We start from the raw sequence: 14,066 nt of genomic DNA on the forward strand, positions 1-14,066 counted from the left end.
ACCGCAGGCAAATCTTGCGTGTGGGGCCCGTGCCGGACATCCCGTGCAAGCCATAACAAGCAGCCGGGAGGGTCCCCATGTCCAACGTTCGCGTTCTCGCCACCGACCTCGAATTTCCCGAAGGGCCCGTGGTGATGCCGGACGGCTCGGTCGTGCTGGTGGAGATTCGCGGCCAGCGCCTGACCCGAATCCATCCCGACGGCCGCAAGGAGGTCGTTGCCAAGGTGCCGGGCGGCCCGAACGGCGCAGCCCTCGGCCCCGACGGCAAGATCTACATCTGCAACAATGGCGGCTTCTCCTGGATTCCGACCGGCAAGATGATCATGCCCGGCCCGCAGCCGGACGGCTATCTCGGCGGCTCGATCCAGCGCGTCGATCTGCAATCGGGCAAGGTCGAGACCGTCGTGACCAAATGCGGCGAGCACGATCTGCGCGGGCCGAACGACCTCGTCTTCGACAAGCACGGCGGCCTCTGGTTCTCCGATCTCGGCAAGCGCCGCGCCCGCGAGATGGATGTCGGCGGCATGTATTATCTCAAGCCCGGCATGACCGAGATCGTCGAGGTCGTGCATGGCGTGCTGCCGGCCAACGGCATCGGCCTGTCGCCGGACGAGAACACCGTCTACATCGCGGAGACCCCGACGGGGCGGCTCTGGGCCTATGAGCTCTCCGCGCCCGGCACGCTCAAGCCGCGCGAGGTGATCTACCGCGGCGAGCGCGGCAAGCCGATCTGCGGCCTCGGCGGCTACCAGATGTTCGACTCGCTCGCGGTGGAGGCGAACGGCAATGTCTGCGTCGCCACCCTGGTCTCCGGCTGCATCTCGGTGATCGCGCCTGATGGTACGCTGGTGGAGCAGGTCCCGACCGGCGACCGCGTCACCACCAACATCGCCTTCGGCGGCGAGGGGCTGAAGACCGCCTACATCACGCTGTCGGGCAAGGGCGAGCTGATCGCCATGGACTGGCCGCGCGCCGGTTTGCCGTTGAACTTTCTGAATAAGTGAATGTATCTGAGCAGCCGTGCCGATGCGTCGGTCGTCATTCCGGGATGCGTGCGCCAGCACGCAGGCCCGGAATCCATAACCCCGGGCGGTGATTATGGATTCCGGGCTCGCGACGTCGTCGCGCCCCGGAAGGACGGCAGTCATTATGGAGAGAGAAATGCCCTGGCCTGATCCCGTCACCCTGCGTGGGCAGCACGCCCGTCTCGAGCCGCTGTCGAAAGAGCACCGCGAGGGGCTGGTGGAGGCCGTGAAGGACGGCGAGCTCTACACGATCTGGTACACCGCGATCCCGACGCCGGAGAACGTGGCCAAGGAGATCGACCGCCGCTTGGGCCTCCAGGCCGCAGGCTCGATGCTGCCGTTCACCGTGTTCGATGCCGGTGGCAAGATCGTCGGCCAGACCACTTATATGAACATCGATGCCGCCAACCGCCGCGTCGAGATCGGCTCGACCTGGTATGCGAAGAGCGCGCAGCGCGGGCCGCTCAACACGCAGTGCAAGATTCTGCTGCTGACCCACGCCTTCGAGACGCTGAACTGCATCGCGGTCGAATTCCGCACGCATTTCTTCAACCATCAGAGCCGCCGCGCCATCGAGCGCCTGGGCGCCAAGCAGGACGGCATTCTGCGCAGCCACCAGGTCACGCCGAACGGCACGCTGCGGGACACCGTGGTTTACAGCATCACCGCCGCCGAATGGCCGACGGTGCGGACGCATTTGAACTATCAACTCAACGACAAGCCGCGCTGAGCGGCCGAGGCACCATGGACAGATTCGATTATGTGATCGTCGGCGCGGGCTCCGCCGGCTGCGTACTGACCAGCCGGCTCAGCGAAGATCCGAACGTGAGCGTCTGCGTGCTCGAGGCGGGCCCGAGCGACTGGCATCCCTACATCCATCTGCCGGCGGGCTTCATCAAGACGTTCCACATGAAGAGCATCAACTGGGCCTACCAGCAGGAGCCGGGGCCCTACACCGGCGGGCGCAGCATCTATGCGCCGCGCGGCAAGACGCTCGGCGGCTCGTCCTCGATCAACGGCCACATCTACAATCGCGGCCAGCGGATGGATTTCGACACCTGGGCGCAGATGGGCAATCGCGGCTGGGGTTATGCCGACGTGCTGCCTTACTTCAAGCGGCTGGAAAAGCGGGTCGGCGAGGGCGAGGACACCTATCGCGGCCGCGACGGCAATCTCACCGTCACGACGATGGAGTGGCGCGATCCGCTCTGCGAAGCCTTCATGGAAGGCGCAGTCTCGCTCGGCATTCCCCGCAACCCCGATTACAACGGCGCTAAGCAGGAAGGCGTCTCCTACTGCCAGCGTACCATCGACAAGGGCCTGCGCGTCTCCGGCTCGACCGCGTTCCTCAGGCCCGCGATGAAGCGCCCGAACGTGCATGTGCACACCCACGCGCACGCGACCGAGATCATTTTTGAAGGCAAGCGCGCCGTCGGCGTGCGCTACACCAAGGGCGGACGCGGCGGCACGCCGGTCGAAGTGCGTGCCAACAAGGAAGTGATCCTGTCCGGCGGCACCTATAATTCGCCGCAGCTGCTTCAGCTCTCCGGAATCGGCTCACCCGATCTGCTCGGCGCGCACGGCATCGCGGTGCGCCATGCGCTGCCGGTCGGCGAAGGTCTGCAGGATCATTACGCCCCGCGCACCGTAGCGCGCGTCAAGGACATCAAGACCATCAACGAGCTCCGCCGCGGCTTCTCGCTGTGGATCGAAGCGCTGAAATGGGCGACCGCGCGCCGCGGCCTGCTCTCGCTGTCGCCGACCATGGTCTATTGCTTCTGGCATTCCGGCGAGAGCGCGGACTCGTCCGACTTGCAACTCACCTTCACGCCGGCGAGCTACAAGGAGGGCGTACAGGGCCAGCTCGAGGACGAGCCCGGCATGACGGTCGCGTCCTGGCAGCAACGCCCCGAGAGCCGCGGTTATGTCCGCATCCGCTCCAACGATCCGTTCGCGCCGCCGATCATCCAGACCAACTATCTCGACGCCGAGCTCGACCGCCGCGTCATCGTCGGCGGCATGAAGCTCGCACGGCGCCTGCTGAAGAGTGCGCCGTTGTCGCCTTACTACGCCTACGAGGATTTCCCCGGCCCGAACATCAACACCGACGACGAATTCCTCGCCGCCGCCACCGAACGCGGCACCACCACCTTCCACCCCGGCTGCACCTGCCGCATGGGCCCGGCGGACAGCACGTGGGCGGTGGTCGACGACCAGCTCCGCGTCCATGGGTTGGAGGGCCTCCGCGTCATTGACGCCTCCGTGATGCCGCGCATGATCTCGGCGAATTTGAATGCGTCCACTATGATGATCGCCGATCGTGCCTCGGATTTGATCCGCGGCAAGCAGCCGATGGAATCCGCGCGTGTGCCGGACGCAGCGGTGGCGTGAGATACTTCGCCTCTCCCCGCTTGCGGGGAGAGGCCGGATCGCATCGAAGATGCGATCCGGGTGAGGGGGACTCTCCGCGAGTCAGATTTTCGCTTTCCAAGGGACCTGCCGATGACTATTGCCGCGATCATCGAGCAGCTGGAAACCGAGTGGAATACGGATGGCTTCTTCGATCGCGTCCGCAATGGCGATTATGATGCAACTCGAGGACAAGCGGTCCTTGCCATCTTGCGCGCAATCAAGATCGGCGACGAAAAGATGGTACCAAAGCGCTTGGTATCCTTGCTCTGGTATCTGCCGTCTTTCCTGGCTTGGCAGACCGAACGGATAGCCGAGAAGGGCGGAGACCGGACCGCCTATGAGCGCTTCGTGACCGAGATCCTCAATACTCTGCAAGAGGTCCTTGGCGTGCCGTAGAGCTATCTGCGTAGGGTGGGGTAGCGTAGCGTAGGCCCCCTTTTTGTTTCCGCGTCGAGAGAAGTGGTGGGTTACGCTGACGCATGAACGAAAACTCAAATCATCCGGATGATGAAATTCCGACCATAAGCGCGGTCGATGCCATTCGCGCGAAGCCTGATATGTATGTCGGCGAATTTCCCACCGGCGCTCTGCTTTTGGCGCGCCTTGTAGAGACTTTGATCCTGCTGGACGCCACCCCTCTGAGAGTGGGGCGCGCAGGTGCCTGGTATTCCGTGTATGCAGAGAGGGACTGGCTGATGAGGGAATCCGGAGTCATCTGTCTGGACGCATTCCAGCGCTCGATACCGCTGCCGAGCGGCGGCCGATTTTACGACAGAGCGGAAGTTATGCTGACGGCACTGGCCGACGCTGTCGTAACATCTGACATGAGCGGAGTTACCTGGATCAGCGGTGAGCCCGATAAGTGGCCGCTACGTGCCGATGTCGACTTGGCATTGCCTCTGCAAAAAGGGCGGACCGTCGCCTTTCACTATTTCAAACCTGATCCTTTGGATGGGTAGGCGCATTGTCGAAGCAATGCGCAGGCGGGAATCGATCGAATGGTGGCGTATGTCGGATTATGAGGGGCTTGGCGAACCAACCCGTTCTGAGGTTCGGGAGAAGATACGTGCCCTTGTCGGTGATGACGAGGCGCGTCAGAAAGTCTCGGATTGGGCAGCGCAGTGGGTTCGGCAGTTCGACCCCGGCATCGAAGATTCTCAGGTATGGCTAGCCATCACGAGGTTGTCCGGCGCAGACTTTCGCAGTTCTCCGACCACATATCTCCACGGAGGCGAGGATTTCGCTGCGTGGCTGACGGATTTGGGAGAAAGCTAGATTTTATGATTGATGGAGCGGCCTAGATTGCGCCGTCGGGCAAAACACCGGCCGCCGCGAAAACCCGTCAACCCATCCCAGCAAAAATATTCCACTTTACCGAAATTCGGAATTGCGGCATACATCGAAACAGCCCGGTCCGAGGAAGAGGGGCGGTTCGCGAGTCGTTCGAAACGCGGGCCGGGTTGCGGTGGACGCGGCAGCGTCGGGTGCGAGAGGCTAAGGGCAGGGCGGATTGCTCTCCGTGAGCCCTGAGGCTTCGTGCGGACGAGGGCGCTGTGTGCGTACGGCAAAACCGTGTGGTCCTGGCCGTCGTTGCTACGGTCAAGCTCTTGCGGAGGCGGCATTTGCGTCAACCGGCGCGGTGTCGGCGACTTTCGCAGGGGTGAGGGAGGCCAGAACGAACTCGGCTCCCGGGAGAGCACGGCATACGCCGTCCGACCACTGCGTAGGGAAGGCCGTGTGTTTGGCTTCACCTGTATGCCGCTGTGCAGTTCTTCTGCGTGTGCTTTCGCACAGCGGACCGTGGGTGCCAGCCGGCACCCGGCCTTCCCTGCGCCCTCTTTCCTGGAGGGCGTGACGGAGACAGCAAAGCTCGGGCGAAATGCGCCGCGAGGATGCTGCGGCGTGTCTGCGCTCGCAATGACGATGTGGAGAGCGTGCGCTTTCCCTCTTTCCTCGAGCGCGGGCTCCTCGGGACATTCACCCTTAAATTGCAGGATGCGCCTTGACGTAGTAGAAACAGCAGATGCGCTTCATCTCAATACTCTGCCTCTTGATCCTCACGATCTCTCCCTGCTTTGCCCAGTCTCCCCGGGCTTCCGCAGAGGTGACGACCCTGATCAGCCAGGGGCCGCTGCTCGCGGTGCTCGATCATGACAATTCATCCGCGCTTTCGCTGGTGAACCTGTTCGGGAAAATTCACGCCGCGCAAAAGCTGCCGCAGCCGGCGGTCGCGGGCGGCCCGACGCGGGCGAGCGATTTGTCTCAATTCAGTGGGACCTACGCGCAGTTCGCTGCCGTGATGTCCGCCGACATCACGCGTATCACAGCGGGACTCGGCATCGATTGGGAAAAGGAGATCCTGAAAACCTACGACCCGAAGTCGGCCAAAACGGACGCTGGCAAGACGCTGCGGCTGAATGGCAATGTTGCGCGCGTGTTTAACGAGAGATGGCTCGGTTCCAGCGACGGATTGTTCCTCTTGTCGGGCGTAGTCAATCGGATGGACCGCCGCGATTTCGATTCCGCGCATTGCGGCGAATTGCGCTTCATCTACCGGCTCGGCTACGAAGTGAGGATGAACGGCAAGACTTACGCGTCGCGCATGCCGTTCACCGTGAACATGGTGTTCAGTTACGCGGATGACGGCAGGAATTGCCAGGACGTCGCCTCGCTCTGGCGCGTCGCCGGGATCGATACTGACGATCCGGCAGTGGTTGCCCAACGCCTGCTGCAGGGGCCGCTGGATTTTTCGCGACTGATCTTCAAGCAGATGGAGATCAATGCGCAGGTGGTGCGCTTCCCATCAGACCTCGAAAACATGGAGAACCGCAAATTCGCCGGACAGGCGATCTACTGGATGCGGATCTTCGCGTTGAGGGATGGCAAGTTTCAGCCGACACGGCTGGAAAATACGCCTGATGTGCAGGCAATCCTGAAGGATCCCGGCAAGCAGAAGCAGTTGCAGGACTATCTCGCCGGCCACATCGCCGAGATCGACAACGGCACCTTCAGGATACCGGAGAGCCTGGAGGCCGATATCGCGCTGAGTTTTTCCACTGCCGGCAGCGCGCGCATGGCCAATCGTCCCTTCGATCTCGCAATCGGCAGCGAGCAGGCGGCACGGATCGTCGCGGCGGCGGGTGTCCCCGGGAGGTCACAAAAATTCGTGCAATCCGGCGCGGGTCTGCTCGAACGCCTGAACACGTCGTCCTGCATGGGCTGCCATCAATCATCCTCGACCGCCGGATTCCATTTTCTCGGCGTGGACCGGTTCGATTTCGGCCGCGACGCGGAGGCCATCAGAAACGCCCTTGACGGTAACGAGTTGCAATTGCCGTTCTCGCCCCACGTCTACGCGGAACTTGTTCGCCGCAAGAACTATGTCGAGCGGGTTTCGCTCGGTCAGGCGCCGAACAGTTTTCGCCCGCATCCTTCGGCGCCCCCGGCGGCCTGGGAGAGCGGAAATCCGGCCTATATTGTCGCCGGCGACAACATGCCGTGCCCTTTGAATGCGGATCTGGCGCAGGCCGCGAAATGGAGCTGCAATGCCACGCGTAACCTCACTTGTCAGGCGTTGGTGACGAACGCTGCGACTTCCTCCAATCTCGGCCAATGCGTGGCCGCGGCACAGAATGTCGCCGCGGGTTTGAGCTGCCGCTCAAACGTCATCGAGGACTCCACAGCGAAGACCGCCGCCAACAACCCGCTCGGCTTCAACCTGCGCGCGTTCAGCGACCGCGTCAGCAAGGAAGAACTCGTCTACAAGCTGCCGGAAGGAAAATTGAGCGGCTACGGCTACAACTGCCGTCCAACGAAGATCGGCGTGCCGCTGGGCCGCGTCACGCGTCCCTGCAAGCCCGAGGAGGCGTCGCTGGCGGTGATCCGGCCGGGCAGCGTGCCCGAGGAAATCTGCGCGATCGTCGGAGGCAAGGGCTTTGAGCAGATGGCCAAGGGATATTTCGACAGCGGCATTTTCGCCGCTGGCGTCGGCCGCGGCCTCCTGAACACATGCTCGCCGTCGCGGTTTTGCCGCGAGGACTATATTTGCCAGCAGATGCCGGATTTTGTCACGAGTGCAAGGTTCAACGTCAGTGCCCCGGCGTTGAATAACTTGAGAAGCCGAAAGATCGGGTTCTGTACCCCAACCTATTTCGTTTATCAGCTCCGCCTTGACGGTCACCCGAATCCGAGATGACGCGGGGAAGCGCGGCCCAGATTAGCGGTAGGAATTGCGGTCAGGTTGTCTCTGCGCGCTTGCAGATCAAACCTCCCTCCGGCTCAAAAACGCCAGCCGCTCGAACAGGTGCACGTCCTGCTCGTTCTTGAGCAGCGCGCCGTGCAGCGGTGGGATCAGCTTGCGCGGGTCGCGTTCGCGCAGTTGCTCGACGCTCATGTCCTCGTTGAGCAGCAGCTTGAGCCAGTCGAGCAGCTCGGAGGTTGAGGGCTTCTTCTTCAGACCGGGCACCTCGCGCACTTCGAAGAAGATGCGCAGCGCTTCCTCGACCAGGCGCTTCTTGATGCCGGGGAAGTGGACGTCGACGATGCGGCCCATCGTGTCGGCGTCGGGAAACTTGATGTAGTGGAAGAAGCAGCGGCGCAGGAAGGCGTCCGGCAGCTCCTTCTCGTTGTTGGAGGTGATCATCATGATCGGGCGCTGCTTGGCCTTGATCGTCTCGCCGGTCTCGTAGACATGGAATTCCATGCGGTCGAGCTCGAGGAGCAGGTCGTTCGGGAATTCGATGTCGGCCTTGTCGATCTCGTCGATCAGCAGCACCGGGCGCTGCTCGGCGGTGAAGGCGTCCCACAGCTTGCCGCGCTTGATGTAGTTCCTGATGTCGGAGACACGGGCATCGCCGAGCTGGCTGTCGCGCAGGCGCGACACTGCATCGTATTCGTAGAGGCCCTGCTGCGCCTTGGTGGTGGACTTGATGTGCCAGGTCAAAAGCGGCGCGTTGAGCGCCTTCGCCACTTCCTCCGCCAGCACGGTCTTGCCGGTGCCGGGCTCGCCCTTGATGAGCAGCGGCCGCTCCAGCACGATTGAGGCATTGACGGCGACCTTGAGATCGTCGGTCGCAACATAGTCCTTGGTGCCGGTAAATTTCATCGCGCGTCCTTGTTGGTCGTCGGCCGGGCATCGCCCTGGTCCAACAAACGGAACGGCCGCTCATGGCGGCCGTTCCTGGTTCGGTCAGGCTTTCAGACCCGTTTTATCAGTGAAAGGATGACGAGCACAATCACCGCGCCGATGGTGGCATCCACGATGGCGCCGATCGTGCCGGTGGCCAGCGCAATATGCAGTTGCGGCAACACCCAGCTCGCCACCAGCGCGCCGATGATGCCGACCACCATGTTGCCGATCAGCCCAAATCCCGCCCCATGGACAATCTTGCCGGCAAGCCAGCCGGCGATCGCGCCAATGATGAGCGCTGCGAGAATTCCCATTGCAAACGTCCCCAAAACAACCCCGTGAGACGGTCAATTCTAGAGCAAAAAGCCGACCGGTCCAGCGTCCCGCGGCGGGCTCGGCCCCTTGACGTTCGCCCCCCGACGGGCAATCTGTCACCCATGTTCCTGCAATTCTTCACTTCTCTGCGCGATGCGCAGGTCCCCGTGACGCTGCGCGAATACCTCACGCTGATGGAGGCGCTCGACGCTGATCTGTCGGACTACTCGGTCGAGAATTTCTACTATCTGTCGCGCACCTCGCTGGTGAAGGACGAGCGCAACCTCGACAAGTTCGACCGCGTCTTCGGCACGGTGTTCAAGGGGCTGGAAAGCCTGCTCGACGCCATGGAGAAGGCGGAGATCCCCGAGGAATGGCTGAAGAAGCTCGCCGAAAAATACCTCAGCGAGGAGGAGAAGAAGCAGATCGAGGCCATGGGCTGGGACAAGCTCATGGAGACCCTGAAGAAGCGGCTCGAGGAGCAGAAGGGCCGGCATCAGGGCGGCTCGAAGTGGATCGGCACCGCCGGCACCTCGCCGTTCGGCGCCCACGGCTACAATCCCGAAGGCGTGCGCATCGGCCAGGAGAAGAACCGCAACAACCGTGCCGTGAAGGTGTGGGACAAACGCGAGTTCAAGGATCTCGACGGCAATGTCGAGCTCGGCATCCGCAACATCAAGGTGGCGCTGCGGCGCCTGCGCAAATTCGCGCGCACCGGCGCGCCTGATGAGCTCGATCTCGACACCACCATTCGGGAGACTGCCAATCACGGCTATCTCGATGTTCACATGCGGCCCGAGCGGCGCAATGCGGTGAAGCTGCTGGTGTTCTTCGACATCGGCGGCTCGATGGATTCGCATATCGAGCAGGTCGAGGAGCTGTTCTCGGCGGCGAAGAGCGAGTTCAAGCACATGGAGTATTTCTACTTCCACAACTGCCTCTATGAAGGCGTGTGGAAGCAGAACAAGCGCCGCTTCACCGACCGCACGCCGACCTGGGACGTGCTGCACAAATACCCGCACGACTACAAGGTCGTGTTCGTCGGCGACGCCTCGATGTCGCCTTACGAGATCATGGTGCCGGGCGGCTCGGTCGAGCATGTCAACGAGGAGCCAGGCTCGGTCTGGCTCGATCGCATCATCCGCACCTATCCGCATACGGTGTGGCTCAATCCGGTGCAGCAGAAGCACTGGGACTATTCGGAATCGACCACCATCATCAAACGCATCTTTGCCAACCGCATGTACCCGATCACGATCGAGGGTCTTGAGGGTGCGATGAAGGAATTGACGCACTAGCTGCACGCGCCGTCAGTCCGGACGGCCGCGCAGAGGCCGACAAGAGGGAGAACCACATGCCCCAGACCATCACCCGCGGCATCAAGGCGCTGATCGACGAGGCCAATGCCGAGATCGAGACGCTCAACGCCAAGGAGGCCATCGAGATCTCCAAGAACGGTGACGTCGTCATCGTCGACATCCGCGACCCCCGTGAGATCGAGCGCGACGGCCGCATCCCCGGCGCGTTCGCCTGCACCCGCGGCATGCTCGAATTCTGGATCGATCCGCAGAGCCCCTATGCGAAGCCGATCTTCCAGGAGGACAAGAAATTCGTCTTCCATTGCGCCGGCGGCATGCGCTCCGCGCTCGCGGCGAAGACCGCCAAGGACATGGGCCTGAAGCCCGTCGCCCACATCGCCGGCGGCTACGCCGCCTGGCGCGATGCCGGCGGTCCGGTGGAGCAGTGGGAGCCGAAGAAGAAGGGGTGAGAAGTGCTGCGCTGTCGCGCCAATCTCCGCTGTTATTCCCCGCGAAAGCGGGGAATCCAGTACGCCGCAGCTTCTCGACTCAATCACAACCGCCTCTGGAATACTGGATCGCCCGGTCAAGCCGGGCGATGACAGCGGAGTTTGATGCGCATTGCTTCAACTTCGGAATGACAAGAAAGACCTCGCATGACCGCCACCGACCCCCTCGTCTCCACCGAATGGCTCGCCGCCCACATTGACGACGCCAACGTCAAGATCCTCGACGCCAGCTTCAAGCTGCCGGGCGTGCTGCCGCTGCCGAAGGACGACTATCTCGCCGCGCATCTGCCGGGCGCCGTGTTCTTCGACGTCGATGCGGTGTCGGATCATTCCAACCCGCTGCCGCACATGTATCCGAGCGCCGAGCAGTTCGGCCGTGACGCGGGCAATCTCGGCATCTCCAATGCCGACACCGTCGTCCTCTACGATGCCGGCGGTTGGGTCGCTGCTCCCCGCGCCTGGTGGATGTTCCTGGCCTTCGGCCACAGCAATGTGCGCATTCTCAATGGCGGGCTGAAGAAGTGGCGCGCCGAGGGGCGTCCGGTCGAGAGTGGCGAGGTGAAGCCGAAGCCCGCGACGTTTAGGGCGAGCTACGATTCAAAACGCGTGCGCAGCATGCAGCAACTGATCGCCAACGTCGAAAGTCGGGCCGAGCAGGTGATCGACGCACGCGCCGCCGACCGCTTCGAGGGCCGCGCGCCCGAGCCGCGCGCGGGCATCCGCTCCGGCCACATCCCCGGCGCCCGCAACGTGCCCTATAATCAGCTGTTCGATGCCGCGACCGGCGAGATGAAGCCGCTCGACGATCTCCGCGCCGCCTTCGCGAGCGCCGGCGTCAAGCTCGATGCGCCGATCGTGACGAGCTGCGGCTCGGGCGTGTCCGCCGGCGTGTTGACGCTCGCACTCTATCGCCTCGGCATCACCGACACCGCGCTCTATGACGGCTCGTGGTCGGAATGGGGCCAGGCCGGCGGCCCGCCGGTCGCGACCGGGCCGGCGTAACCTTACTGGCGCGTGCGCGTGGCCGTTGTCGCCAGCATCTGCTGCTGGCCGAACGGATCATAGCTCTGCCGCAACTGCTGAGGCGGAGGACGCTGCACCATGCGGTGCCGCTTCTTCGCCTTCGCCTGGCGCTTGGTCGCCTTGCTGTCCGGGGCGCTGCTGTCCGCCTTCGCGTCTCCCTTGGCCTTCGCGGGCGCATCCTTCAAGGCCGGCGCCGCCGGATCGTTCAGCGCGGCCACCTTGGCTGGGGCAATGTCGGGCGCCGGGGAGGCGAGGGCGGCACCGGGATCGGCCGGCGCCGGTTCGCTGGCGGTCACGGCAGGCGTGGGCTCGGGGATCGATGCCGTTGTGTCGGCCGGGGTGAGTGTGTCGGCAGGAGCCGGCGCGATGGCTTCCGTCGTGGCCTCGGCCTGGACCGGTTCGGCGGCCGGAGGCGCGGCCTCGGTGACCTGCGGCGGCACGTCGGGCTCGGTCGTCAGGGCGGCCACCTGTTCGGGCTCGTTCGCCGGCAAGCCGATGGTTGGCACCCGGTCGCGCAGCGATGGCGTGGGCTCGGCGGCCGCCTCAGGCTCGGCGCGCAGCGCCGCGAGCACCGGCTGGGCCGGCTCGGAAGCCTGCGCAAACACCTTCTCCTGCGGGCCGTTCCGCCAGGAGGGGTTGCTGACATACTGCTCGTGGGTGGCCCGCAGCAGCGCGGCGGCACCTAGGCCGAACACCAGGATGGAGGTTGACAGCACGATCGCGGCAAACAGGAAGCGAAAGCCGGGAAGCATCGGACGGGTTACGAATTTCCGCCCCGGCGGGTGGCGGCCGGGACCCAAGAGCCATCTGAACGCGGTGACGGTACTGATTGCCGTTCGCCACGCCGGGACAGAAGCTCAATGCGGAGGCGAATCAGGCTGATTCGAACATATCGCAACGCCTCCGTGCCGTTCCCTTAAATTCGGGGCCGGAGACCCCGGCAATCTACGGCCCGATGCGATTTCCGCCCCCTGATGCAACGAGGCAACTGTGTGTGCCTGCATCACAAATCGCTAACTCAGGCACAAATCAGCCTGTAATGTCTTGAATGTGCCGCTATCTTCGGTCATCTGGCCGTTAACGGTCCGGATGGGCTCGGGGACTATACAAGAGCGATGATGATCAAACATTTTCTGACGATATGCGCTGCCGCAACAGTCGCTGCGGCGGGAACCTCGCTCGCACAGGCTCAGAGCTATCCGGTCCAGCAGGCGCCGAGCTACGGCGCTCCGGCCGAATATCGCCCCGGCGACCGCACGCCGAATTTCGACTCGCTGGACGACGAAGACGACGCGATGCCGCAGGCGTCGCTGCCGCCGCCCGGTCCGGCCGACGATCCGCGTTACGGCCGCCCGGCTGGCCCTCCGCCGGTCTATTCCGCCGCCCCGCCGCAGGGGCCGGTGATGTCGCCCGATGATCCGCGCTATGGCCGTCCGGCTGGCGCTCCGCCGGTCTATTCGGCGGCGCCGCCGCAGGGTCCCGTGATGTCGCCCGACGATCCCCGCTACGGCCGCCCCGCCGGCCCGCCCGCGGTGATCTATGCCGATCGTCCGGGTCAGGCACCCGGCAGGGACGGCCTGCGTCCGCCGGAGGCCGTTGGCGGCCCCGCCGCGACCGGAACGGTTCAGTCCGGCCAGCCGCCCGTGGGCAACGATGGCCGGCCGATGGCGATCGCTTCGCTGCCGCCCGAGGAGCAGCCCGACGCTGCTCCCGCGCAGTTGTCGCCGAACCTGCGCCGCCAGGAAGTCTCGCTGGCGACCAAGGAGCCGGCTGGAACGCTCATCGTCGATACCCCGAACACCTACCTCTATTACGTGCTCGGAGGCGGCCGTGCGATCCGCTACGGCGTCCGCGTCGGCCGCGATGGCTTCACCTGGACCGGCGTGCAGAAGATCACCCGCAAGGCCGAGTGGCCGGATTGGCATCCGCCGACCGAGATGATCGAGCGTCAGCCCTATCTGCCGCGCTTCATGGCCGGCGGCCCCGGCAATCCGCTCGGCGCACGAGCGATGTATCTCGGCTCGACCGTCTACCGCATCCACGGCACCAACCAGCCTTCGACCATCGGCAAGTTCGTGTCGTCGGGCTGCATCGGCATGCTGAACGAGGACGTCTCCGACCTGTTCGACCGCGTCAAGGTCGGCACCCGCGTGGTGGTGATGCCGGGTGGCCCGCCGCCGGGAACGGCGACCGCCTCCGCTGCGCCGACGTCGGGCGCTGCCGGTCCGGCTCCGATGGCTGCCCAGGCTGGCCCCGTCCCGGGCACCCAGCCGACCGTGGTGCCGCCGCTGCCCGCGCCGGTCACCGTGCGCTAAGCGCTTCGAAACAGCTCAAATCGCGAAGGGCGTGCCGTCGG

At 64.0% G+C, this 14,066-nt stretch carries 13 protein-coding genes; 10 read left to right on the top strand and 3 right to left on the bottom strand.

What is annotated here, in order from left to right; all coding sequences use genetic code 11:
* Positions 1–77: 77 nt before the first annotated feature.
* The 6 genes from IVB46_RS18145 to IVB46_RS18170 all read left to right on the top strand — a co-directional run bounded on the left by IVB46_RS18145 (position 78) and on the right by IVB46_RS18170 (position 7,632).
* Positions 78–1,004: an SMP-30/gluconolactonase/LRE family protein gene (locus tag IVB46_RS18145; RefSeq protein ID WP_247304261.1), complete on the top strand. Its 927-nt coding sequence runs from the start codon at positions 78–80 to the stop codon at positions 1,002–1,004.
* A 157-nt stretch (positions 1,005–1,161) separates the two neighbouring features.
* Positions 1,162–1,755 (top strand): GNAT family protein, encoded by a 594-nt coding sequence (locus IVB46_RS18150; protein WP_028147003.1) that lies wholly within the window; start codon positions 1,162–1,164, stop codon positions 1,753–1,755.
* Positions 1,756–1,769: 14 nt separating this feature from the next.
* Positions 1,770–3,416: a GMC family oxidoreductase N-terminal domain-containing protein gene (locus IVB46_RS18155; RefSeq protein ID WP_247304259.1), complete on the top strand. Its 1,647-nt coding sequence runs from the start codon at positions 1,770–1,772 to the stop codon at positions 3,414–3,416.
* Positions 3,417–3,527: 111 nt separating this feature from the next.
* Positions 3,528–3,833, top strand: a complete 306-nt coding sequence (locus IVB46_RS18160; RefSeq protein ID WP_247304257.1) for a hypothetical protein — start codon at positions 3,528–3,530, stop codon at positions 3,831–3,833.
* 83 nt (positions 3,834–3,916) lie between these two features.
* Positions 3,917–4,396, top strand: a complete 480-nt coding sequence (locus IVB46_RS18165; protein ID WP_247304249.1) for a hypothetical protein — start codon at positions 3,917–3,919, stop codon at positions 4,394–4,396.
* Between the two features lie 1,145 nt (positions 4,397–5,541).
* On the top strand, positions 5,542–7,632 hold the full coding sequence (locus tag IVB46_RS18170; RefSeq protein ID WP_247304247.1) for a hypothetical protein: 2,091 nt from the start codon (positions 5,542–5,544) through the stop codon (positions 7,630–7,632).
* A gap of 66 nt (positions 7,633–7,698) precedes the next feature.
* On the opposite strand, the gene IVB46_RS18175 is transcribed toward IVB46_RS18170, so the two are convergent.
* Both IVB46_RS18175 and IVB46_RS18180 read right to left on the bottom strand, forming a co-directional pair.
* Positions 7,699–8,541: a MoxR family ATPase gene (locus IVB46_RS18175; RefSeq protein WP_063981465.1), complete on the bottom strand. Its 843-nt coding sequence runs from the start codon at positions 8,539–8,541 to the stop codon at positions 7,699–7,701.
* A gap of 92 nt (positions 8,542–8,633) precedes the next feature.
* Positions 8,634–8,879: a GlsB/YeaQ/YmgE family stress response membrane protein gene (locus IVB46_RS18180; RefSeq protein ID WP_028152331.1), complete on the bottom strand. Its 246-nt coding sequence runs from the start codon at positions 8,877–8,879 to the stop codon at positions 8,634–8,636.
* 123 nt (positions 8,880–9,002) lie between these two features.
* Between IVB46_RS18180 and IVB46_RS18185 the strand changes: the two genes are divergently transcribed.
* The 3 genes from IVB46_RS18185 to sseA all read left to right on the top strand — a co-directional run bounded on the left by IVB46_RS18185 (position 9,003) and on the right by sseA (position 11,689).
* A complete protein-coding gene (locus IVB46_RS18185; RefSeq protein ID WP_028156289.1) occupies positions 9,003–10,178 on the top strand; it encodes a VWA domain-containing protein in 1,176 nt (391 codons plus the stop codon).
* A 56-nt stretch (positions 10,179–10,234) separates the two neighbouring features.
* A complete protein-coding gene (locus tag IVB46_RS18190; RefSeq protein ID WP_028152329.1) occupies positions 10,235–10,648 on the top strand; it encodes a rhodanese-like domain-containing protein in 414 nt (137 codons plus the stop codon).
* A 186-nt stretch (positions 10,649–10,834) separates the two neighbouring features.
* The gene (gene sseA / locus IVB46_RS18195; protein WP_247304243.1) at positions 10,835–11,689 is read left to right on the top strand and encodes a 3-mercaptopyruvate sulfurtransferase; all 855 of its coding nucleotides are present in this window, start codon (positions 10,835–10,837) and stop codon (positions 11,687–11,689) included.
* Between the two features lie 2 nt (positions 11,690–11,691).
* On the opposite strand, the gene IVB46_RS18200 is transcribed toward sseA, so the two are convergent.
* Positions 11,692–12,462 (bottom strand): hypothetical protein, encoded by a 771-nt coding sequence (locus IVB46_RS18200; RefSeq protein ID WP_247304241.1) that lies wholly within the window; start codon positions 12,460–12,462, stop codon positions 11,692–11,694.
* Between the two features lie 366 nt (positions 12,463–12,828).
* On the opposite strand from IVB46_RS18200, the gene IVB46_RS18205 reads away from it, so the two are divergent.
* The gene (locus tag IVB46_RS18205; protein WP_071917197.1) at positions 12,829–14,025 is read left to right on the top strand and encodes a L,D-transpeptidase; all 1,197 of its coding nucleotides are present in this window, start codon (positions 12,829–12,831) and stop codon (positions 14,023–14,025) included.
* Positions 14,026–14,066 lie beyond the last annotated feature (41 nt).

This window comes from Bradyrhizobium sp. 61 (genome assembly GCF_023073075.1).
Lineage (GTDB): Bacteria > Pseudomonadota > Alphaproteobacteria > Rhizobiales > Xanthobacteraceae > Bradyrhizobium > Bradyrhizobium barranii.